Origin of the sequence: Rhizobium hidalgonense (assembly GCF_002914525.1) — a bacterium.
Lineage (GTDB): Bacteria > Pseudomonadota > Alphaproteobacteria > Rhizobiales > Rhizobiaceae > Rhizobium > Rhizobium hidalgonense.
The window spans coordinates 105978-128438 of sequence record NZ_LODW01000044.1 but is presented as its reverse complement, the minus strand read 5'-3'; the positions used below and the strand labels follow the sequence as shown (position 1 = coordinate 128438).

The window sequence follows — 22461 nt, the reverse complement described above, 5'->3', positions numbered from 1 at the left end:
CCGTTTCCTTAAGCCAGGAACCTGTTGATCGCCGCTTCGATGGTCATCGTTTCGCGGTCGCCGGTCTTGCGGTCCTTCACCTCAACTTCGCCGTTTGCGACCGCGCGCGGGCCGGCAATAATCTGGAAAGGCACGCCGATCAGGTCGGCGGTCGCGAACTTCGTGCCGGCCCGGTCGTCGGTATCGTCATAGAGCACATCCTTGCCGGCCTTGCTCAGCGCGGCATAGATCAGCTCGCAAGTATCGTCGCAGGCCTGATCGCCCGCCTTCATGTTGATCACCACGACATCGAACGGCGCAACCGATGCCGGCCAGATGATTCCGTTATCATCATGCGAGGCTTCGATGATGGCGGGAACAAGGCGTGTCGGGCCGATACCGTAGGAACCCATGTGAACGAAGTGTTCTTTACCGTCCGGTCCCTGCACTTTCGCGCCCATCGGCTCGGAATATTTCGTACCGAAATAGAAGATATGGCCGACCTCGATGCCGCGGGCCGACAGGCGGTCGCCTTCGGGAACGGCGTTGAAGGCCGCCTCGTCGTGCATTTCCGAAGTCGCCGCATAGAGCGAGGTCCATTTGTCGAAGATCGCTTGCAGGCCTTCGACGCTGTCGAAATCGGTGCTTTCGCCAGGAATATCGAAGCCGACGAAATCCTTGTGGCAAAAGACCTCGGATTCGCCGGTATCGGCAAGAATGATGAATTCATGGCTGAGATTGCCACCGATCGGGCCGGTATCGGCGCGCATCGGAATGGCGCGCAGGCCGAGCCGATCGAATGTTCTGAGGTAGGCGGCAAACATCTTGTTGTAGGAATGCTCCGCCGCTTCACGCGTCAGATCGAAGGAATAGGCATCCTTCATCATGAATTCGCGCGAGCGCATGGTGCCGAAGCGCGGGCGGATCTCGTCGCGGAACTTCAACTGGATGTGATAGAGATTGAGCGGCAGGTCCTTGTAGGACTTGACGGAGGAGCGGAAAATATCCGTCACCATCTCCTCATTGGTGGGACCATAGAGCATCGGCCGGTCCTGCCGGTCCTTGATGCGCAGCATCTCCTTGCCGTAGGCGTCGTAACGGCCGCTCTCCTGCCAGAGTTCGGCCGACTGCAGGGTCGGCATCGACAGCTCGATGGCGCCGGCCCGGTTCTGCTCGTCGCGGATAATGGCGTTGACCTTATCGAGCACGCGCTTGCCGAGCGGCAGCCAGGAATAAATGCCCTGCGACTGCTGGCGGATCATGCCGGCCCGCAGCATCAGCCGATGGGAGACGATTTCCGCCTCTTTGGGGTTTTCCTTGAGGATGGGCATGAAATAGCGGGACAGACGCATGGCGGATTCCGAAGCAGTTGAGATCCGCCGAAAGCGGAATCGAAAGACAATGGTTAATGTCGGCAGCGTTCATAGCCGCTTCGCGGCAGGAAGGAAACCCGCAACTGATGTCGGCAACCTCCCGCACGCGCATGTTCGCAGCCGCAAAATGACAGGGCGTGAAAAAGCGCGTGTTTATAAGGACTTGAACGAAAATCTTGTCAACAGAAAAATTTTGCTAGAGTGTAGCAAAAATGCAAAAAAAGCTGATGACAAAGCCCAATGTTTGAGCTAGCTTTAGCTCACAAAACAGGCAGGAAGGATAAATTCTTGCCGAATTCGCGGTCAAGTCTTGGGAGGATCAGATCTTAGGCGCGCTCGTCGCAGCCCCGGCAACGGTTACGGATCACGCGATACTTAAAACAAGGCTTTTAGCCTTGTTTTTTTTTGGTTTTTCGGCTTCCCATCCCACTCCAAAATCCGCCCGCTTCCGTAAGGAGATGGGCCTCATTCCGTTACGTGCGCTCTTTGCTGCAAAAGCATGACGGCGGTATGACGGCATGCCGTCCGGCTAAATTTACATCTGCCCAAAGTTTGGGCAAAAGCTAGGTTTTAGTAGAAGCTCGGCCCGAGTTGTGGAAGGGCATCGAAGCCCCAGCCGAAATAGGTGTCACAGACATACCAGAGGCCGTAAATCAGAGCCGATATCAGCGTCGTCAGCGAAAAGGTAAAGACGGCACGAAACCGGCTGGGCGCGCTCGGAACAGTGCCGAGCACGACGTCGTTGTCCTCAGCCTGGGTGCGCAGACCGATCGGCAGCACGGCAAAAAGCGTCATCCACCAGACGATGAAGTAGACGGCAAATCCCTGAAGGAAGGTCTGGAGCATTGTGGTTCCCAGTGGTGTCGTGCCGACAGGACGGCGAAGGACGTTCTGTCATTTTGAGTTGGGCGCCCTTATACGGCGGAACGGCGGCCAATTCAAAGCGAACGAGGAATTTCCCCGCCTTCGGGTCACTCTGCCGCAGCCAAAGCGGATGTCAGGCCTGTTCGAGTTCGATCAGCGTGCCGAAGAAATCCTTAGGGTGCAGAAACAGCACCGGCTTGCCATGCGCGCCGGTCTTCGGCTTGCTATCGCCGAGCACCCTCGCCCCGGCCGCGACCAACCGGTCACGGGCAAGCAGAATATCGTCCACCTCATAACAGATGTGGTGCATGCCGCCGGAGGGGTTCTTTTCGAGGAAGGCTGCGATCGGCGAGGTTTCCCCAAGCGGCTGCAGCAATTCGACCTTGGTGTTCGGCAATTCGACGAAGACGACGGTGACGCCGTGTTCCGGCAGAGCCTGCGGCTCTGATACCGCAGCACCCAACGTGTCGCGATAGGCGGCCGTCGCCGCCGCCAGATCGGGAACGGCGATGGCGATGTGGTTCACCCGGCCGAGCATGATCAGACCTTGGTGACGAAGGCGGTTACGACCGGCTTCTTGCCCCAGGCATGGTTCGCGGCGGCGCGGATGGCGCGGCGCACGGCCTCCTGTACCATGTCGATATCCTTGCGACGGGCGCGGGGAATGCTTTCGATGGCGCTGATCGCCGCATCGAAGAGCGTATCTTCCATCTCCTCGCCCTCGTCGTCATAAACGGGCAGGCCGATCGAGACGAGATCGGGATCTCCAACGATGTCGTAGCGGGCATCGAGCACGACGCTGACCGCGACATGGCCGACATAGGAGAGCTTCTTGCGCTCGCCGATGCCCATCTCGTCGAAATCGCCGATCAGCGAACCGTCCTTGTAGATGCGGCCGTGCGGCGCCTCGCCGATCACCTCGGCGGCACCGGGCGCGAGCCGCAGGATGTCGCCGTTGCGCACGCGCGGCACGATTGCGATGCCCGATTGCTCGGCGAGTTCCTTATGCGCCGTCAGATGCGTCGCCTCGCCATGCACCGGCACGACGATCTTCGGCCGCGTCCACTCGTACATCCGCTGCAATTCGTTGCGGCGGGGATGGCCGGAAACGTGAACCAGCGCCTCGGTATCAGTGATGATGTGCACGCCCTGCTCGACGAGGCCGTTCTTGATATCCTGGATCGCCTTTTCGTTGCCGGGAATGGCGCGGGAGGAAAAGACGACGATATCGCCTGCGGCAAAGGCAACATTGCGCATCTCGTCGCGGGAGAGCTTGGCAAGGGCTGCCCGCGCCTCGCCCTGGCTGCCGGTCAGGATGACGACGACCTTGTCGCGCGGGATGTAGCCGTATTCCTCCTCGGAGATGAAGGGTTTTACGCCCTCCATCAGGCCGATATCCTGGGCAACGTCGACGACCCGCTTCAGCGAGCTGCCGAGCAGCAGCACTTCGCGGCCGGCCGCCTCGGCAGCTTCGGCAACGGTGCGGATGCGCCCGACATTCGACGAAAAGGTGGTGATCGCCACCCGGCCCTCGGCATCCTCGATGATCTTGCGCAGGCTTTCCGATACATCCTTTTCGGAGGGCGAGACACCGTCGCGCAGCGCGTTGGTGGAATCGCACATCAGCGCCAGAACGCCCTCGTCGCCGAGTTGACGGAAACGCGTCTCATCGGTCAGGGGTCCGAGCGAAGGCTCGTGGTCGATCTTCCAGTCGCCGGTGTGGATGACATTGCCGAGCGGCGTGCGGATCATCAGCGACATCGGCTCGGGGATCGAATGGTTGACGGCCACACCTTCGATGCTGAATGGGCCGACATTGATCGTGTCGCCTGCCTTGAACGGCGTCACCGGCACCTCACCGATTCTGGCCTTCTCGAAATTGCGCTTGGCTTCGAGCAGACCTGATGTAAAGCCCGAGGCATAGACCGGCACGTTGAGACCCGGCCAGAGATCCGCGAGCGCGCCATAATGGTCTTCATGCGCATGGGTGATGATGATCGCCTTGAGGTTCTTGCGTTCACTGGCGAGGAAGCGGATATCGGGCAGCACGAGATCGACGCCCGGCAGGTCGGGGCCGGGAAAGGTGACGCCGCAATCGACCATGATCCATTGGCGATGCTCTGACGGGCCGTAGCCATAGAGAGCGAGATTCATGCCGATCTCGCCAACGCCGCCCAGAGGCAGGAATACCAACTCGTCCTGTTTCGCCATAATTTTCGTTTTTTCCGCTATTCAAAAAACACATCACCGGCAGCAATGGGCATTATCCTGCCAGTGCCGGTATCGAGCATCAACAAGCCATTATCATCTATTCCGGCGAATTGTCCGGAAATCGATCGGTCCGGCAAATTCACCGTGATCTTTTCGCCGATGCCGCAGGCGACCGCGCGCCAGAGCGCCGTGATCTCACCGATGCCGCGGCCCTGATCCCAGATTTCGAGCACATCCGCCATGGCGGCGAAGAGATGGGCGAAGAGTTCCTCCGGCGAGGCCGCACTTCCCTGCTGACGCAGGCAGGTGGCAGGGTAGAGCGGATTATCCGGCATGACCGAGACATTGATGCCGATACCGATGATCAGCGCGTAGCGGCCGTCCGGCAGCCCCTCGCCTTCGACGAGGATGCCGCAGGTCTTCTTTCGGCCGATGAGGATATCGTTCGGCCATTTGACCTCGAGCGGCTCGGCGCCCAGCGGCAGCACCCGGCGGATCGCCTGGTGCACGGCAACGGCGACGGCAAGCGGCAGAGAACTGAGGCGCTCCATCGGCGACGGATCGACCAATAGAAGCGAGGCGTAGAGATTGCCGCGTTCGGAAACCCAGAGCCTGCCGCGACGGCCGCGGCCGCCGGACTGCCGCTCGGCGGTCACCCAGAGATTGCCGCCATCGCCCGCCCGAGCCCGGGCAAGGCATTCGCTGTTGGTGGACGATGTTTCCGACAGAGCCTCGTGCCTGAAATCGCCGAGCGATATCCGGCGTCCGTCGGAACCCATCAGAAGAGCGTCGCGGCGGCAAGCTCTGCCGCACCGCCGATCGGGCCGCCGATGAGCACATAGGCAGTGACGAAGAGACCGGAGAGACCGAAGACCAGACGCAGCGCGCCGGAAACCCGGGCGAATTCGCCGGTCGCCTCATCGAACCACATCAGCTTGATGACGCGCAGATAATAATAGGCGCCGACGACCGAGGCGAGAACGCCGATAATGGCAAGCGCATAGAGCTTGGCTTCGATGGCGGCGACGAAGACGAAGTACTTGGCGAAGAAGCCGGCGAGCGGCGGAATGCCGGCGAGCGAGAACATCAGCGCCGTCAGCACCACGGCCATGAACGGGTTGGTCGTGGAAAGGCCGGCCAGATCGTCGACGTTTTCGACGACGGTGCCGTCCTTGCGCCGCATCGACATGATGATTGCGAAGGTGCCGAGGGTCATGACCATATAGATGACCATATACAGCATGACGCCGGAAACACCGGTCTGGTTGCCGGCGGCAAGGCCGACCAGCGCATAGCCCATGTGACCGATCGACGAATAAGCCATCAGCCGCTTAATGTTCTTCTGGCCGATCGCGGCAAACGAGCCGAGCAGCATCGAGGCGATCGAGATGAAGACGACGACCTGCTGCCAGTCGGCCAGAACCGGCTGGAAGGCGGTGATGACGATGCGCGTCATCATCGCCATGGCGGCAACCTTGGGGGCAGCGGCCAGGAAGGCGGTGACCGGCGTCGGCGCGCCTTCATAAACGTCCGGCGTCCACATGTGGAAGGGAACGGCCGAGATCTTGAAGGCAATGCCGGCGAGAATGAAGACCAGGCCGAAGATCAGGCCGAGCGAACGCGCGCCCTCGACCGAAAGCGCCTGGGCGATCTCGGAGAAATGCGTGTGGCCGGTGAAACCATAGACCAGCGACATGCCGTAGAGCAGCATGCCGGAGGACAGCGCGCCGAGGACGAAATATTTCAGGCCAGCTTCCGTCGACTTCAGGCTGTCGCGGTTGATCGCGGCGACGACATAGAGCGCCAGCGACTGCAGTTCCAGCGCCAGATAGAGCGAGATCAGGTCGTTGGCCGAGATCATCAGCAGGATCCCGAGCGTCGCCAGCACCAGCAGAACCGGGAACTCGAACTTGTCGAGCTGATTTTCGCGCGCATGCCCCATCGTCATGACCAGGGCGACCAGCGAACCGATGAGCGCCACCAGCTTCATGAAGCGCGAGAAACCGTCGGCCATGTAGACGCCGCCATAGGCGAGGCCTTCTGCCGGCACGAAGAGCAGCCACAGGCCGGCGGCCAACAGCAGGACGATGGCGAGGCCGGTGACGACAAGGCCCGACCGCTCGCCCGAGAAGACGCCGACCATCAACAGGACCAGGGCGCCGACCGCAAGGATGAGCTCCGGCGCGGAAAGATGCAGACTGAGGAGAATTGTTTCAGCGGTCATGTCCGATAAGTCCCGTCATCAATTCATAGACAGCGCAACATTCTGCGCTGCGTGCACGGCGGCCGTGTAGTTGTTGACCAGCAGATCCACCGAGGCGGCCGTCGCATCGAAGACCGGGGCCGGGTAAACGCCGAAGAAGATGGTCAGTGCGACCAGCGGATAGAGGATCAGTTGTTCGCGTCTGGACAGATCGAGCAGCGCCTTCAGCTTTTCCTTCTCAAGCGCGCCGAAGATCACCCGGCGATAGAGCCAGAGCGCATAGGCGGCCGAGAGGATGACGCCGGTGGCGGCAAAGAGCGCGACCCAGGTATTGACCCGGAAGACGCCCATCAGCGTCAGGAATTCGCCGATGAAGCCCGAGGTGCCGGGAAGCCCGACATTGGCCATGGTGAAGACCATCATTGCGACTGCATATTTCGGCATGTTGTTGACGAGGCCGCCATAGGCGTTGATCTCGCGGGTGTGGGTGCGATCGTAGACGACGCCGACGCAGAGGAAGAGCGCGCCGGAGACAATGCCGTGCGACAGCATCTGGAAGATCGAACCCTGGACGCCCTGCATGTTGGCGGCGAAGATGCCCATGGTCACGTAGCCCATGTGCGCCACCGAGGAATAGGCGATCAGCTTCTTGATGTCGTCCTGCATCATCGCCACCAGCGAGGTGTAGATGATGGCGATGACAGACATCGCGAAGACGAGCGGCGCGAAATAATCCGACGCCACAGGGAACATGCCGAGCGAGAAGCGGATGAGGCCGTAGCCGCCGAGCTTCAGGAGCACGCCGGCCAGGATCACCGAGCCTGCCGTCGGCGCCTGAACGTGCGCATCCGGAAGCCAGGTATGGACCGGCCACATCGGCATCTTCACGGCAAACGAGGCGAAGAAGGCAAGCCATAACCAGGTCTGCAGCGCCGGCGGGAACTTGTAGGCAAGCAATGCGGTGATGTCGGTCGTGCCGGCCTGCCAGTACATCGCCATGATGGCGAGCAGCATCAGCACCGAGCCGAGCAGCGTGTAGAGGAAGAACTTGTAGCTCGCATAAACGCGGTCCTTGCCGCCCCAGACGCCGATGATCAGGAACATCGGAATGAGGCCCGCCTCGAAGAAGACGTAGAAGAGCACGATATCGAGCGCGACGAAGACGCCGATCATCATCGTTTCCAGGATGAGGAAGGCGATCATGTATTCCTTCAGGCGCTTCTCGATCGAGAGCCAGCTCGCCAACACGCAGAAGGGCATGAGGAAGGTCGTCAGGATGACGAACAGCATGGAGATGCCGTCGACGCCAAGGTGGTAGCCGATACCAGTGCCGAGCCAGTCATGCTTCTCGACCATCTGGAAGCCCGGATTGGCATTGTCGAAACCGGTCCAGATCAAGAGCGAGACGACGAAGGTGAACACGGTGGTGATCAGCGAGATCCACAGCACGTTCTTGCGGCCGCTAGCGCTCTCGCCGTTCATCAAGAGCAGGAGCACCACGCCGACGAGCGGCAGGAAGGTGACCGTTGAAAGAATAGGCCAATCGGTCATCAGAAGGAACTCCCGAGCATCATCCAGGTAACAAGCGCCGCAATGCCGATCAGCATGGCGAAGGCATAGTGATAGAGGTAACCGGTCTGCAGGCGGACGACGCGGTCGGTAACGGCGACGACGCGAGCGGCGACGCCGTTCGGGCCGTAGGTGTCGATGACACCGACGTCACCCTTCTTCCACAGAAAACGGCCGAGCGCCTTGGCCGTGCGGACGAACAGGAAGTCGTAAAGTTCGTCGAAATACCACTTGTTCAGCAGGAAATGGTAGAGCACGCGGTGCTGCTTGGCGAGGACGCGCGGCGTCTGCGGCGAACGGATATACATGTACCAGGCGAGGACGAAGCCGAGCAGCATGGCGATGAAGGGGCTGAGGCCAACCAGCGCCGGCACATGATGGAACTGTTCCACCAACTCGTTCTCGGCGCCGGTAAACAGCGCACCTTTCCAGAACTCGGCATATTCCTCGCCGTAGAACCGGCCTTCGAAGATCACGCCGGCAAACACGGCACCGATCGCGAGAAGATAGAGCGGCACCAACATCACCTGCGGCGATTCGTGGACGTGATGCATGACCTCGTGCGACGCGCGCGGCTTGCCGAAGAAGGTCATGAAGATCAGGCGCCAGGAATAGAAGCTGGTGAACAGAGCCGCGATGACCAGCAACGAGAAGGCAAAGCCCGCGACCGGCGAATGCGAAGCATAGGTCGCCTCGATGATCACATCCTTGGAGAAGAAGCCGGCAAAGCCGATCGGCGTGAAGGGAATGCCGACGCCGGTAATTGCCAGCGTGCCGATGATCATCAGGATGCCGGTCACTTTAATATGCGGCCAAAGCCCACCCATGTAGCGCATGTCCTGCTCGCCATCGACGGAATGGATGACCGAGCCGGCGCAGAGGAAGAGCAGCGCCTTGAAGAAGGCGTGCGTGAAGAGATGGAAGATCGCCGCGCCATAGGCCCCTACCCCGAGTGCCACGAACATGTAGCCGAGCTGCGAACAGGTGGAATAGGCGATGACGCGCTTGATGTCGTTCTGCACCAGGCCGACGGTCGCCGCGAAGAAGGCGGTGATCGCGCCGATCACGGTGACGACGACGAGTGCATCCGGCGACAGTTCGAAGAGAGGCGACATGCGGGCGACGAGGAAGACGCCGGCGGTGACCATGGTGGCGGCATGGATGAGGGCCGAGACCGGGGTCGGGCCTTCCATCGCGTCCGGCAGCCAGGTGTGCAGCAGGAACTGCGCCGACTTGCCCATGGCGCCCATGAACAGCAGCAGGCAGATGCCGGTCAGCGCATGCGCCTTGTCGAGTTGCATGCCGAAGAGATTGAGGATCACTTCGCTTGCCTCGCCGCCGCCTTCATGCGGGGCGAAGTTCGAGGCATTGGCAAAGATCGTGTCGAGATTGATCGAGCCGAACAGCACGAAGACGCCGGCAATGCCGAGCACGAAGCCGAAGTCGCCGACGCGGTTGACGATGAAGGCCTTCATCGCCGCAGCGGTTGCCGACGGCTTCTTGAACCAGAAGCCGATCAAGAGATAGGAGGCGAGACCGACGCCTTCCCAGCCGAAGAACATCTGGGCCAGGTTATCGGCCGTCACCAGCATCAGCATGGCGAAGGTGAAGAGCGAGAGATAGGCGAAGAAGCGCGGACGATGCGGATCGGTGTGCATGTAACCGATCGAATAGATGTGCACCAGCGTCGAGACCGTGTTGACGACGATCAGCATGACGGAGGTCAGCGTATCCACACGCAGCGACCAGGAGACGTCGATGCCGCCCGACTGGATCCAGCGCAGCACCTCGACCTTGATCGGGCCGCCTTCGAGATGTCCCATGCCGACGTTGAAAAAGACGATCCAGGACAGGATGGCGGCGATGATCATCAGGCCGCTGGTGACATATTCCGAAGCCTTGGCGCCGATGGCGCGGCCGAACAGGCCGGCGACGATCGCACCGATCAAGGGAAGAAAGACGATAGCCTTATAGAGGAACATGAGCCACTCAGCCCTTCATCATATTGACGTCTTCGACCGCGATCGAGCCGCGGTTGCGGTAGAAGACAACGAGAATTGCAAGACCGATCGCCGCTTCGGCAGCCGCGACCGTCAGGATGAACAGCGCGAAGACCTGGCCGACGATGTCGTTCAGGAAGGAGGAGAAGGCGACCATATTGATGTTGACGGCAAGCAGGATCAGTTCGATCGACATCAGGATGACGATGACGTTCTTCCGGTTCAGGAAGATGCCGAAGACACCGAGCGTGAAGAGGATGGCGCTGACCGTCAGGTAGTGGGAAAGTCCGATGACCATGTTCTTTGTTCCTTGACCTGCCTTTAGACGCCCTGCCCGGGCTTGACCGACACCACCTCGACGGCGGTGGCGGGCGTGCGGGCAACTTGCCTCGGGATATTCTGCCGCTTGATATTGGTGCGGTGCCGCAGCGTCAGCACGATCGCGCCGATCATGGCGACCAGCAGCACCAGGCCGGCGATCTCGAAGAAATAGACGTAGTTGGTGTAGAGCACGTCGCCGAGAGCGGCGGTATTGGTGCGCTCGCTGAGCGCCGGGATCGGCATGGCGACGGATTTGGCGATCTCAGGCGAGATGACGCTGCCGCCGATGACGACAATCAGCTCGGCGGCGAGAATGATCCCGATCAGCCCGCCGATCGGCGCGTATTCGAGAACCCCTGCCCTGAGCTCCGTGAAGTCGATATCGAGCATCATCACCACGAAGAGGAAGAGAACGGCGACGGCTCCGACATAGACGACGAGCAGGATCATCGCCAGGAATTCGGCACCGAGCAGCAGGAAGAGGCCGGCCGCGTTGAAGAACACCAGGATCAGGAACAGAACCGAGTGAACCGGGTTCTTCGCCCAGATGACCATGAACGCCGACGCCACCGCGACAAACGCGAAAAGATAGAAAAATAGAGCCTGCAGACCCATGTTGGTGCCTTTTTCATCTTCCCCCGGGCAGCCGGGAGTTTTTCTGCCCGATAGAGCTTGGCGCGGCTGACCGGCAAAGCTCCTGTGCATATTGACCGCGACCGGAGCAGCAGAGCTCCATCGCGGCATTTCAAAACCCAATCAGCGGTACGGCGAGTCGATCGCGATGTTGCGGGCGATTTCGCGTTCCCAGCGGTCACCGTTGTCGAGAAGGCGCGCCTTGTCGAAATAGAGCTCTTCGCGGGTTTCCGTCGCGAACTCGAAATTCGGGCCTTCGACGATCGCGTCGACCGGGCAGGCCTCCTGGCAGAAGCCGCAATAGATGCACTTCACCATATCGATGTCGTAGCGCACCGTGCGGCGCGTACCGTCGTTGCGGCGGGGGCCGGCCTCAATGGTGATCGCCTGGGCAGGACAGATTGCCTCGCAGAGTTTGCAGGCAATGCAGCGTTCCTCGCCGTTCGGATAACGGCGCAGCGCGTGCTCGCCGCGGAAACGCGGGGAAACCGGGCCCTTTTCAAAGGGATAGTTGATCGTCGCCTTCTGGCGGAAGAAATAGCGCATCGACAGAAAGAACGCGCCGAAGAATTCCTTGAGGAACAGCGAGTTGATGGAGCTGGACAAGCTTCCCATCTTCAACCTCCAATTTTGCCGGAAACGAGAGCTGACATGGTCATGCCCAACCCATCAGTTTCAGCACGAATGCAACGATGATGACCATGGCGAGCGACAGCGGCAGGAACACCTTCCAGCCGAGGCGCATGAGTTGGTCGTAGCGGTAGCGCGGAACGAAGGCCTTGACCATCGCGAACATGAAGAAGACCAGGCAGGCCTTCAGCGTGAACCAGATGATGCCGGGAACCCAGTTGAGGATCCAGATATCGACCGGCGGCAGCCAGCCCCCGAGGAAGAGGATCGTCGTCAGCGCGCACATCAGGCAGACGGCCGCATATTCGCCGAGCATGAACATCATGTATGGCGAGGAGCCGTATTCGACCATGAAGCCGGCAACGAGTTCCGATTCGGCTTCCGGAAGGTCGAAGGGCGGACGGTTCGTTTCGGCGAGCGCCGAAATGAAGAAGATGATGAACATCGGGAAGAGCGACAGCCAGTGCCAGTCGAGGAACGAGGCCGGCAGGCCGAGCATGGTGCCGAGGCCGGTATGCTGCGCATTGACGATATCGGTCAGGTTCAGCGAGCCGACGCAGAGAAGCACGGTGACGATGACGAAGCCGATCGAGACTTCATAGGACACCATCTGTGCCGCCGAACGCAGCGCGCCGAGGAACGGATACTTCGAGTTCGAAGCCCAGCCGCCCATGATGATGCCGTAAACCTCGAGCGAGGAAATCGCGAAGATATAGAGGATGCCGACATTGATGTTGGCGATCACCCATCCGTCGGCGAGCGGCACCACCGCCCAGGTAGACAGCGCCAGAAGCACCGTCACCAGCGGGGCCAGCAGGAACACCGCCTTGTTGGCGCCGGCCGGAATGATCGGCTCCTTGAAGACGAACTTCAGAAGGTCGGCGAAAGACTGGAACAGGCCGAAGGGGCCAACGACGTTCGGGCCGCGGCGCAGCTGCACGGCCGCCCAGATCTTACGGTCGGCGAGCAGCACATAGGCAATGAAGACAAGCAGGCAGACCAGAAGCAGCAGCGACTGACCGATCATGATGATCGCCGGCAAGACATAGGTCGAAAAGAAAGAATCCATAGTCCCCTGCCCTTACTCTGCCGCGACTTTGAAGTTGTTGCGGGCCAATGCCGAGCACTCCGCCATCACTGCCGAGGCACGCGCTATCGGGTTCGTCAAATAGAAGTCTTTCACCGGCGACGCAAACCCTGACTTGTTCATCTTGCCGGCTTTTTTCGCTACTGCGGCAATTTGGGCGCTATCGGTTTCGGCGATCTCGTCGATGGCGGCGAAATGCGGGAAAGCGGCATAGAGCCGGACGCGCAATTCGCTCAGCGAATCGAAGGGAAGCTTCTTGCCGAGCACATCGGAAAGGGCACGGATGATCGCCCAGTCCTCGCGGGCGTCACCCGGCGCAAAGCCGGCGCGGTTGCCCATCTGGACGCGGCCTTCGGTGTTGACCCAAGTGCCGGACTTTTCGGTATAGGCGGCCGCCGGCAGAATGACGTCGGCGTGATGGGCACCGTTATCGCCGTGCGAGCCGATATAGACCGTCAGCTTGGCCTTCTTGGCGGTGAAGTCGAGTTCGTCGGCGCCGAGCAGGAAGAGCACATCCATCGCCGTCAGCATTTCGGCGGCGTTAACGCCCTTGGCGCCCGGCACGAAGCCGAGGTCGAGGCCGCCGACGCGCGATGCGGCGGTATGGAGGACGGCAAAGCCGTTCCAGCCTTCGACAACAGCACCGACAGAACCGGCAAGCTTGGCGGCACTGGCGAGAACGCCGGCGCCGTCGGTGCGCGACAGCGCGCCCTGGCCGATGATGATCATCGGCTTGGCAGCGTTCTTCAGCACCTCCGCAAAGGCGTGGGTGCCGTCGACCAGATCCTTCAGCGTGTCGGGACCGCCGCCGAGATAGTCATAGCTGTAGCGCAGTTCGCCCGGCTCGCCGATCACGCCGATCGGGAACTTGCCGCGGCGCCAGCGCTTGCGGATGCGGGCATTGAGGATCGCCGCCTCGAAGCGCGGATTGGCGCCGATGATCAGCAGCGCGTCGGCCTGGTCGATGCCCGAGATGGTCGGGTTGAAGACATAGCTTGCACGGCCGAGCGACGGATCGAGTGCCGCCCCATCCTGTCGACAGTCGAGATTGGCCGAGCCCAGCGACTTCACCAGTTCCGAGAGCGCATACATTTCCTCGACGGAAGCGAGGTCGCCGGCGATCGCACCGATCTTGTCACCGGAGGTGGCGCCGACGGCGGCCTTGATGGCGCCGAAGGCGTCGGCCCAGGTCGCCGGCTGCAGGCGGCCGTCGCGGCGAACGTAGGGCCGGTCGAGGCGCTGGGTCTTCAGGCCGTCCCAGATGAAACGGCTCTTGTCGGAAATCCACTCTTCGTTGATCGCCTCGTTGACACGCGGCAGGACGCGCATGACTTCGCGACCGCGGGTATCGACGCGGATCGCCGAACCGACGGCATCCATGACGTCGATCGATTCGGTCTTGTTCAATTCCCAGGGGCGCGCGGTGAAGGCGAAAGGCTTGGAGGTGAGCGCGCCGACCGGGCAAAGGTCGACGACATTGCCCTGCAGTTCGGAGGTCATCGCCTGTTCGAGATAGGTGGTGATCTCAGCATCCTCGCCACGGCCGATCAGGCCGAGTTCGGAAATGCCGGCAACCTCGGTGGTGAAGCGGACGCAGCGCGTGCAATGGATGCAGCGGTTCATCACCGTCTTGACCAGCGGGCCGATATACTTGTCTTCGACGGCGCGCTTGTCTTCCTGGTAACGCGAAGTGTCGATGCCGAAGGCCATCGCCTGGTCCTGCAGGTCGCATTCGCCGCCCTGGTCGCAGATCGGGCAATCGAGCGGATGGTTGATCAGCAGGAATTCCATCACACCTTCGCGGGCCTTCTTGACCATCGGGGTGTTGGTGAAGACCTCGGGCAGTTCGCCGTTCGGGCCGCCGCGGATGTCGCGCACGCTCATGGCGCACGAAGCCTGCGGCTTCGGCGGGCCGCCCTTCACTTCGACAAGGCACATGCGGCAGTTGCCGGCAACCGAGAGGCGCTCATGGAAGCAGAAGCGCGGAACCTCGGCGCCGGCGTCTTCGCACGCCTGCAACAGCGTGTAATGATCCGGAACTTCGATCTCGTTGCCGTCAATCTTCAGTTTTGCCATCGTCGCTCAGTCCTGTTTCCCGTTTGCCTGATGACGGCAAACAAACCACTTTTTGCAACAGTCTCATTGCCAAGCCGGATCTTTCGTCCGGCTGACAGCTGATGTCGCCCAAATTCTCTGTCGCGCGTTCCAGGTCAGGAACCCGCACCGGCATCTGCAGCTTGAGGCCCCCGCCCGTCCGCCGATCTGCCCCTCTTTCCGGCCGATTGATACGGCCGGGCAGTTCATTTCCGTCTGCGGCCCCGCGCTGCCAGAATTTTCGCCTGGCCGGCCCAGTCGTCACGCCCGATGCGGCCGTTGAAGCCAAGTTCTGCGTCGAGCCGGGCGATGTCCTCATCGCCCCAGGCGGCAATCTCGGCGAAGCTGCGAATGCCTTTGTCGTTCAGCACCTGCTCCAGCTTCGGGCCGATGCCGGCGATCAGCTTGAGATCGTCAGCCTTTTTCGCCAGGGTAACCGGCCTGGCCTTCACGGCGGGCTTCGGCTGGCTGGCAGCGGGTTGGCTGACCGGTGTTACAACAGTCAGTTTCGGCCCTGCCTTCTTCTCGGCAACCGGCTTTCCCCCGCCCACCGGCGCGGTCTCGACCGCCGGCTTATTCTCAACCGGCTTGGCGACAACCTTGACGGCAGGGCGAATATTCTCCGGCCGGATCTCGACGTCGGGCGTCAACGCGTCCGGCGGCGTGTCATCGAGGGCGGCAGCGACCTTGCCGGTCGTCTCCAGCGCACTCTGGAAGGCGCCGAAGAAGGCGCCCGCCATTTGGGTCGAGAAACCGAAGCCGATCGCCGTTGCCGCAGCAAAGGCTGCGGCCGGATGCGCCATCAGCGGATGCACCGGCATCGCCCGTGCATTCTCCAGCATCTCGGCGGCAAGACGGCCGAAGCCGGCCGCGAAATCCGCTGCGTCTTCTTTTTTCCTGCTATCGGATGCCTTGTCCGCCATGATTATTCAGCCGCCTCCAGAACCGCGCCATGATCGAGCGCGCTCGCCGTATACTGGTCGATGCGCTTTTCGATTTCGGGGCGGAAGTTACGGATCAGACCCTGCACCGGCCATGCGGCGGCGTCGCCGAGCGCGCAGATGGTGTGGCCTTCGATTTGTTTGGTCACCTGGAACAGCATGTCGATTTCGCGCTTCTGGGCATTGCCCTTGGCCATGCGCTCCATCACCCGCCACATCCAGCCGGTGCCTTCGCGGCACGGCGTGCACTGGCCGCAGCTCTCATGCTTGAAGAAGGCGGAGATGCGGGCGATCGCCTTGATGACGTCGGTGGACTTGTCCATGACGATCGCCGCGGCCGTGCCGAAGGAGGAACCGACGCCGCGCAGGCCGTCGAAATCCATCGGGCAGTCGATGATGTCCTTGGCCGGAACGATCGGGCAGGATGCGCCGCCCGGGATGACGGCGAGCAGGTTGTCCCAGCCGCCGCGAATGCCGCCGGCATGGCGGTCGACCAGTTCGCGGAAGGTGATGCCCATTTCCTCTTCGACCGTGCACGGCTTGTTGACGTGGCCGGAGAGCATGAACAGCTTGGTGCCGACATTGTTCGGACGGCCGATGGCCGAGAACCAGCCGGCGCCGCGGCGCAGGATCGTCGGCGCGACAGCGATCGATTCGACGTTGTTGACGGTCGTCGGGCAGCCGTAAAGGCCCATATTGGCCGGGAAAGGCGGCTTCAGGCGCGGCTGGCCCTTCTTGCCTTCGAGGCTTTCGAGCAGCGCGGTTTCCTCGCCGCAAATGTAAGCGCCGGCGCCATGATGGACGTAGATGTCCATGTCCCAGCCAAGCTTGTTGTTCTTGCCGAGCAGGCCATAATCATAACATTCGTCGATCGCCGCCTGCAGCGCTTCGCGCTCGCGGATATATTCGCCGCGCACATAGATATAGGCGGCATTGGCGCCCATGGCGAAGCTCGCGATGACGCAGCCTTCGATCAGCGTATGCGGATCGTGGCGCATGATGTCGCGGTCCTTGCAGGTACCGGGCTCCGATTCGTCGGCATTGACGACGAGGTAATGCGGGCGGCCGTCGCTTTCCTTCGGCATGAAGGACCATTTGAGGCCGGTTGGGAAACCGGCGCCGCCGCGGCCGCGCAGGCCCGATGCCTTCATCTCGTTGATGATCCAGTCGCGGCCCTTTTCGAGGATCTGCTTGGTGCCATCCCAATGGCCGCGGCTCATCGCGCCCTTCAGGGACTTGTCCTTGAGGCCGTAGATGTTGGTAAAGATGCGGTCTTTATCTTGTAACATGCTTCACCTCTTACCGCGGCTTCTTGCCGAAGACCTTGATATATTCCGCTTCCCCGCCCTTGGCGAGCGCCTTGGCCTGCTTGACCCAGTCGTCGCGCTCGATGCGGCCGCGGAAGTTCAGGTAGCTGTCGACCCATTCGCGCTCGGCCTTCTTCCAGCCCGCGACCTGCGAGAAGGTGAAGATGCCGATCTCGTTTAGCGTCGCCTCGATCTTCGGGCCGACGCCCGAGATCATCTTCAGATCATCCGGTGCGGCGGGCTTGTCGATGCCGGCCGGACGGTTCTTGTCGGTCAAAGCAGGCTTTGCCGCCGCAGCGGCTTCGGCCTTGACGGCGGGTGCCGGGGCCGGTTCGGCAGGCGCAGTGCCGGAAACCGGCTGCTGCTCGGCAGCCTTGGCATTCCTGGCAGCCGCCTTCGGCGCTGTTGCCGGCGTCTTCAGGGCGGCATTGGTTTCGGCATCGGTGCTCTTCGGGCGGGCAGCCTCCGACGGCGGAACCGGAGCGGCGTCAACGGGAGCCGAAATGGTTTCGGCATCGGCCTTCTTGGCGCGCGTTCTTGCCTTCGGCTCTTCCGTCGTCAGCGAGGTCGGGCCGCCTTCGGGTGCGGAGAAAATCCGGTCGATCTGGGTGCCGGGCTTGATGCCGGCGCCATTGCCGGCGGCGAACGCATCGATGATCTCTTCGAGGCGCGCCGGCGTCAGGTCCTCATAGGTGTCCTTGCCGATTATCACCATCGGGGCGTTGACGCAGGCGCCAAGACATTCGACCTCTTCCCAGGACAGCGTGCCTTCGGCATTGCGCTCGAAGGCATGGGCGTGGATCTTGCTCTTGCAGACCGACATCAGCGCTTCCGAGCCGCGCAGCATGCAGGGCGTCGTGCCGCAGACCTGGACATGGGCCCGCGTGCCGACAGGATGCAGCTGGAACTGCGTATAGAAGGTCGCGACCTCGAGCACCCGGATATAGGCCATCTCGAGCATGTCGGCGATCTTTTCGATCGCCGCGCGCGTGACCCAGCCGTCCTGCTCTTGCGCACGCATCAACAGCGGAATGACCGCCGATTGCTGGCGGCCGGCGGGGTATTTCTGGATCGTCTTGTCCGCCCAGACCGCATTTTCATCGCTGAAAGCGAATGCGGCAGGCTGAAATTGATCTTCGGCTAATCGACGAACGGACATTCTTCCTCACGCCTTGTCAGTTTAGGGTTCCACACCGCGAAGCGGTCAAAGACTGCATTTCGCAGGCATAGGCCGACTGGTCTTTCTGCATAAATACGACGAATTTGCTGCCATTCGGAATGGCAGCCTTGATCTGATAGCCCTTGGACAAAAGCTCGCCCATAGACGTTTGCGCCGCCGGCGGCGTCACTTCCTTACGACCCAGCGGGGTGCCGAGCTTATCGGTCTCCTGGGCCGAAACCCCGGATGCCGCGAGAAGGAGTGCGACGGCAAGCGGCAGACGCTGCATCAGCGGTCCACCTCGCCGAAGACGATGTCGAGCGAGCCGAGCACGGCCGCGACGTCGGCAAGCTGGTGGCCGCGGCACATGAAGTCCATCGCCTGCAGATGGGCATAACCAGGCGCACGGATCTTGCAGCGATAGGGCTTGTTGGTGCCGTCGGAGACGAGATAGACGCCGAACTCGCCCTTCGGCGCCTCGACGGCGGCGTAAACTTCGCCGGCCGGCACGTGGTAGCCTTCGGTATAGAGTTTGAAGTGGTGAATCAGCGCTTCCATCGAGCGCTTCATCTCGCCGCGCTTCGGCGGTACGACCTTGCCGTCGATCGACGAGAAAGGACCAGTCTTGGCATCCGACAGCAGGCGGTTGACGCATTGCTTCATGATGCGGACCGATTCGCGCATCTCGATCATGCGGATCAGGTAGCGGTCGTAATTGTCGCCGTTCTTACCGATCGGAATGTCGAATTCGAGATCGGAATAACATTCATAAGGCTGGGCGCGACGCAGATCCCAGGCAGCGCCCGAACCGCGCACCATTACGCCGGAGAAGCCCCAGGCCCAGCAATCCTCCAGCGAGACGACGCCGATATCGACGTTGCGCTGCTTGAAGATGCGGTTGCCGGTCAACAGATTGTCGATGTCGTCGAGCGCCTTCAGGAACGGATCGCACCAGTCGCCGATATCCTGGACGAGCTGTTCCGGCAGGTCCTGATGGACGCCGCCCGGACGGACATAAGCCGCATGCATGCGCGAGCCGCTGGCGCGTTCATAGAACACCATCAGCTTTTCACGCTCTTCGAAGCCCCAGAGCGGCGGCGTCAGCGCACCGACGTCCATCGCCTGCGTCGTGACGTTCAGGAGATGCGAAAGGATACGGCCGATTTCCGAATAGAGGACGCGGATCAGCTGACCGCGGATGGGGATCTCGAGGCCGAGCAGCTTTTCCACGGCCATCGCATAGGCATGCTCCTGGTTCATCGGCGCGACGTAATCGAGACGATCGAAATAGGGCAGAGCCTGCAGATAGGTCTTGGTCTCGATCAGCTTCTCGGTGCCGCGATGCAGCAGGCCGATATGCGGATCAACCCGCTCCACAATTTCGCCGTCAAGCTCCAGGACAAGACGAAGAACGCCATGCGCCGCCGGATGCTGCGGTCCGAAATTGATGTTGAAGTTGCGGACGTTATGTTCGGTCATGCTGCGTGCTCCGCTATTGCAGGCATTAGCCAATGGGCAATAGGCAATAGTGTAGTTTTTCGATCCTACTGCTTCGCCTTTTCGTCGCCAGGCAGAACATATTCAGTTCCCTCCCATGGCGACATGAAGTCGAAGTTGCGGAATTCCTGCTTCAGTTCCACTGGCTCGTAAACGACGCGTTTTGCCGCGTCGTCGTAGCGGACCTCGACGAAACCCGTCGTGGGGAAGTCCTTGCGCAGCGGGTGGCCTTCGAAGCCATAGTCGGTCAGGATGCGGCGCAGATCCGGATGGCCGGTGAAGAGCACGCCGTACATGTCCCAGGTCTCGCGCTCGAACCAGTCGGCGCCGGGATGGACTGCACAGGCCGAGGGAACCGGCGTATCCTCGTCGGTTGCGACCTTGACGCGGATGCGCAGGTTCTGCTTCGGCGACAGCAGGTGATAGACGACGTCGAAACGCAGTTCACGCTGCGGCCAGTCGACGCCGCAAATATCGATCAGGTTGACGAAACCGCATTTGGCGTCGTCGCGCAGGAAGGTCAGCAGCGCGATCAGGTTTTCACCCGTCGCCGTCAGCGTCAGCTCGCCATACTTCATCTGCGAAGCGGCAATCAAATTGCCGCGTGCTTCGCCAAGGTAGGACGCAAGCTCAGTCAGGGCTTCACTCATATGCCTAGTCCTTAACCCTTAGCGTTCGATCGTGCCGGTGCGCCGGATCTTCTTCTGCAGCAGAAGCACGCCATAGAGCAGCGCCTCTGCCGTGGGGGGACAGCCCGGCACATAGATATCGATCGGTACGATGCGGTCGCAGCCGCGCACCACCGAATAGGAATAGTGATAATAACCGCCGCCATTGGCGCAGGAGCCCATCGAGATCACGTAGCGCGGCTCGGGCATCTGGTCGTAGACCTTGCGCAGCGCCGGCGCCATCTTGTTGGTCAGCGTGCCGGCGACGATCATCACGTCGGACTGGCGCGGCGAGGCGCGCGGCGCAAAACCGAAGCGCTCGACGTCGTAACGCGGCATCGACAGCTGCATCATTTCGACGGCGCAGCAGGCAAGACCGAAGGTCATCCACATCAGCGAGCCGGTACGGGCCCAATTGATCAGCTCGTCGGTCGAGGTGACGAGGAAACCCTTGTCGGCGAGCTCGTTGTTGATCTCGCCGAAAAACGCGTCATTGCTGCCGATCGGCTTGCCTGTGGAGGGATCGATGATCCCCTTCGGCTGCTGGGCGACGAGCGGCTGATTGCTCACAGGGGTCACTCCCATTCCAGGGCTCCCTTTTTCCATTCATAGATAAAGCCGATGGTCAGCACGAAGAGGAAGACCATCATGGACCAGAAGCCGAACCAGCCGATGGCGCCGAAGGAAACGGCCCAGGGGAAGAGGAAGGCGACTTCGAGGTCGAAGATGATGAAGAGAATCGACACGAGGTAGAAGCGGATGTCGAACTTCATGCGGGCGTCATCGAAAGCGTTGAAGCCGCATTCGTAAGCCGAAAGCTTCTCCGAATCGGGCGCTTTGAAGGCGACGGCAAACGGCGCAATGAGCAGCGCCAGGCCGATAACGAGCGCGATAGCGATGAAGATAGCGATCGGAATATAGGAACTGAGCAGTTCAGTCATCATGTTCATCCCTGCTTGCCGGAGGCGCCAGGCGGCGCATTTGGGCAAATGCCCGGCAAGCGAACGTGCGTTGCAACAAGCCGTGGTTAGCGCAGCCGAAGCCCCGGCGCAAGAGATTTACCGAGGCAATTCGACGCGTCGCGCGCGGACATTATCAAGCAGATGCAACGATGTCGCGACAAATCCGCCCAAGCCGCTTCAAGCTGCATGCCTGACCACTGAAAACTGCATGGCTCTCGGAAGAAAATGGCGCGAGTGACGGGGCTCGAACCCGCGACCTCCGGCGTGACAGGCCGGCACTCTAACCGACTGAGCTACACCCGCGCATAGGACCGGCCATTTGCGGCCGCGAGGATGAAGAAACCCGGACGAACGACAAATCGCATTTGCGTTCTACAAGACTTGAAATGGCGCGAGTGACGGGGCTCGAACCCGCGACCTCCGGCGTGACAGGCCGGCACTCTAACCAACTGAGCTACACCCGCAATTCATTTCAAGCAGTCCGGATGCCTTCGCACCCTCACCAAAACGGCTGCCCGTTTCGATGAGCGGCTAACTACGGGGTTCGCCTTTTAGTGTCAAGCAGGTTTGGAGACAAAACCATGACAGTCGTTGAATTGTTTCGGCAAGGCCCGCGCGGGAAGAATGAAAAGCCGGCAATTCCGTTTCCGAAGGCGGCAGCGGCGCTTCATCGGAGACGGTCGCATTGTCGAAACTGATCGGCCTTCCGCCCTGCCCCTCCCCTTTATCCACAGCCCTGCCGCGCCCGACCGGCGCCGCAAGCAACAGGATCGCCGCCAAAAAAATCAAAAAATCTTCACAAACACTCTTGCGGTTTTGCCGCGATCCGCATAGATCACGGCCACCAACGCGGCAGGCCGATCCGGTTTCGCTAGCGATGGGCGATTAGCTCAGTTGGTAGAGCGCCTCGTTTACACCGAGGATGTCGGGAGTTCGAGTCTCTCATCGCCCACCATTTCCCTT

22 protein-coding genes and 3 tRNA genes are annotated in these 22461 nt (G+C 61.1%); 2 read left to right on the top strand and 23 right to left on the bottom strand.

All coding sequences use genetic code 11. From position 1 onward, the window contains the following. Positions 1–8: 8 nt before the first annotated feature. Entirely contained in the window at positions 9–1331 is a 1323-nt protein-coding gene (proS, locus tag ATY29_RS06990; protein WP_003573892.1) for a proline--tRNA ligase, read from the bottom strand. Between proS and ATY29_RS36760 the strand changes: the two genes are divergently transcribed. Continuing rightward, positions 1330–1605, top strand: coding sequence for a hypothetical protein (locus ATY29_RS36760; protein ID WP_164895976.1), 276 nt, complete (start codon positions 1330–1332; stop codon positions 1603–1605). The two genes, proS and ATY29_RS36760, sit on opposite strands and share 2 nt — an antisense overlap. A 317-nt stretch (positions 1606–1922) precedes the next feature. On the opposite strand, the gene ATY29_RS06985 is transcribed toward ATY29_RS36760, so the two are convergent. The 22 genes from ATY29_RS06985 to ATY29_RS06880 all read right to left on the bottom strand — a co-directional run bounded on the left by ATY29_RS06985 (position 1923) and on the right by ATY29_RS06880 (position 21962). Continuing rightward, entirely contained in the window at positions 1923–2198 is a 276-nt protein-coding gene (locus tag ATY29_RS06985; RefSeq protein WP_003573894.1) for a DUF1467 family protein, read from the bottom strand. A 151-nt stretch (positions 2199–2349) separates the two neighbouring features. Further along, a complete protein-coding gene (gene mce / locus ATY29_RS06980; RefSeq protein WP_003573895.1) occupies positions 2350–2754 on the bottom strand; it encodes a methylmalonyl-CoA epimerase in 405 nt (134 codons plus the stop codon). Positions 2755–2756: 2 nt separating this feature from the next. Next, positions 2757–4427 (bottom strand): ribonuclease J, encoded by a 1671-nt coding sequence (locus ATY29_RS06975; RefSeq protein ID WP_003573896.1) that lies wholly within the window; start codon positions 4425–4427, stop codon positions 2757–2759. 17 nt (positions 4428–4444) lie between these two features. Beyond that, a complete protein-coding gene (locus tag ATY29_RS06970) occupies positions 4445–5206 on the bottom strand; it encodes a biotin--[acetyl-CoA-carboxylase] ligase (protein ID WP_097535622.1) in 762 nt (253 codons plus the stop codon). After that, positions 5206–6651 (bottom strand): NADH-quinone oxidoreductase subunit NuoN, encoded by a 1446-nt coding sequence (gene nuoN / locus ATY29_RS06965; protein WP_003573898.1) that lies wholly within the window; start codon positions 6649–6651, stop codon positions 5206–5208. Before nuoN ends, ATY29_RS06970 begins: the two co-directional genes overlap by 1 nt. A gap of 18 nt (positions 6652–6669) precedes the next feature. Next, a complete protein-coding gene (locus tag ATY29_RS06960) occupies positions 6670–8181 on the bottom strand; it encodes an NADH-quinone oxidoreductase subunit M (RefSeq protein ID WP_003573899.1) in 1512 nt (503 codons plus the stop codon). Further along, the gene (gene nuoL, locus ATY29_RS06955; protein ID WP_025415889.1) at positions 8181–10181 is read right to left on the bottom strand and encodes an NADH-quinone oxidoreductase subunit L; all 2001 of its coding nucleotides are present in this window, start codon (positions 10179–10181) and stop codon (positions 8181–8183) included. Before nuoL ends, ATY29_RS06960 begins: the two co-directional genes overlap by 1 nt. 7 nt (positions 10182–10188) lie before the next feature. Next, positions 10189–10497, bottom strand: a complete 309-nt coding sequence (gene nuoK, locus ATY29_RS06950; protein ID WP_003547388.1) for an NADH-quinone oxidoreductase subunit NuoK — start codon at positions 10495–10497, stop codon at positions 10189–10191. Between the two features lie 23 nt (positions 10498–10520). Continuing rightward, positions 10521–11135, bottom strand: coding sequence for an NADH-quinone oxidoreductase subunit J (locus tag ATY29_RS06945; protein ID WP_003573901.1), 615 nt, complete (start codon positions 11133–11135; stop codon positions 10521–10523). A 141-nt stretch (positions 11136–11276) separates the two neighbouring features. After that, positions 11277–11768, bottom strand: a complete 492-nt coding sequence (gene nuoI / locus ATY29_RS06940; RefSeq protein ID WP_003573902.1) for an NADH-quinone oxidoreductase subunit NuoI — start codon at positions 11766–11768, stop codon at positions 11277–11279. Positions 11769–11808: 40 nt separating this feature from the next. Next, positions 11809–12852 (bottom strand): NADH-quinone oxidoreductase subunit NuoH, encoded by a 1044-nt coding sequence (gene nuoH / locus ATY29_RS06935; RefSeq protein ID WP_003573903.1) that lies wholly within the window; start codon positions 12850–12852, stop codon positions 11809–11811. 12 nt (positions 12853–12864) lie between these two features. Then, positions 12865–14946, bottom strand: coding sequence for an NADH-quinone oxidoreductase subunit NuoG (gene nuoG, locus ATY29_RS06930; protein ID WP_025415888.1), 2082 nt, complete (start codon positions 14944–14946; stop codon positions 12865–12867). Positions 14947–15170: 224 nt separating this feature from the next. Beyond that, positions 15171–15887 (bottom strand): helix-hairpin-helix domain-containing protein, encoded by a 717-nt coding sequence (locus ATY29_RS06925; RefSeq protein WP_097535620.1) that lies wholly within the window; start codon positions 15885–15887, stop codon positions 15171–15173. 2 nt (positions 15888–15889) lie between these two features. Continuing rightward, positions 15890–17194: an NADH-quinone oxidoreductase subunit NuoF gene (gene nuoF / locus ATY29_RS06920; RefSeq protein WP_003573907.1), complete on the bottom strand. Its 1305-nt coding sequence runs from the start codon at positions 17192–17194 to the stop codon at positions 15890–15892. Between the two features lie 10 nt (positions 17195–17204). After that, a complete protein-coding gene (locus ATY29_RS06915; protein WP_097535618.1) occupies positions 17205–18371 on the bottom strand; it encodes an NADH-quinone oxidoreductase subunit E in 1167 nt (388 codons plus the stop codon). A 16-nt stretch (positions 18372–18387) separates the two neighbouring features. Beyond that, complete coding sequence (locus ATY29_RS06910) at positions 18388–18660, bottom strand: hypothetical protein (protein WP_003573910.1); 273 nt, start codon at positions 18658–18660, stop codon at positions 18388–18390. Beyond that, complete coding sequence (locus ATY29_RS06905) at positions 18660–19850, bottom strand: NADH-quinone oxidoreductase subunit D (protein WP_003573912.1); 1191 nt, start codon at positions 19848–19850, stop codon at positions 18660–18662. The genes ATY29_RS06910 and ATY29_RS06905 overlap by 1 nt, the downstream gene beginning before the upstream one ends. 65 nt (positions 19851–19915) lie before the next feature. Then, entirely contained in the window at positions 19916–20518 is a 603-nt protein-coding gene (locus ATY29_RS06900; protein WP_003573914.1) for an NADH-quinone oxidoreductase subunit C, read from the bottom strand. An 18-nt stretch (positions 20519–20536) separates the two neighbouring features. Then, complete coding sequence (locus tag ATY29_RS06895) at positions 20537–21121, bottom strand: NuoB/complex I 20 kDa subunit family protein (protein WP_003573916.1); 585 nt, start codon at positions 21119–21121, stop codon at positions 20537–20539. Next, positions 21112–21477, bottom strand: coding sequence for an NADH-quinone oxidoreductase subunit A (locus ATY29_RS06890; protein WP_007626195.1), 366 nt, complete (start codon positions 21475–21477; stop codon positions 21112–21114). Before ATY29_RS06890 ends, ATY29_RS06895 begins: the two co-directional genes overlap by 10 nt. A gap of 247 nt (positions 21478–21724) precedes the next feature. Continuing rightward, a tRNA-Asp gene (locus tag ATY29_RS06885) sits at positions 21725–21801 on the bottom strand. Between the two features lie 84 nt (positions 21802–21885). Next, positions 21886–21962: transfer RNA gene (locus ATY29_RS06880), tRNA-Asp, on the bottom strand. Between the two features lie 415 nt (positions 21963–22377). Here ATY29_RS06880 and ATY29_RS06875 point away from each other — a divergent pair. Continuing rightward, a tRNA-Val gene (locus ATY29_RS06875) sits at positions 22378–22453 on the top strand. Positions 22454–22461 lie beyond the last annotated feature (8 nt).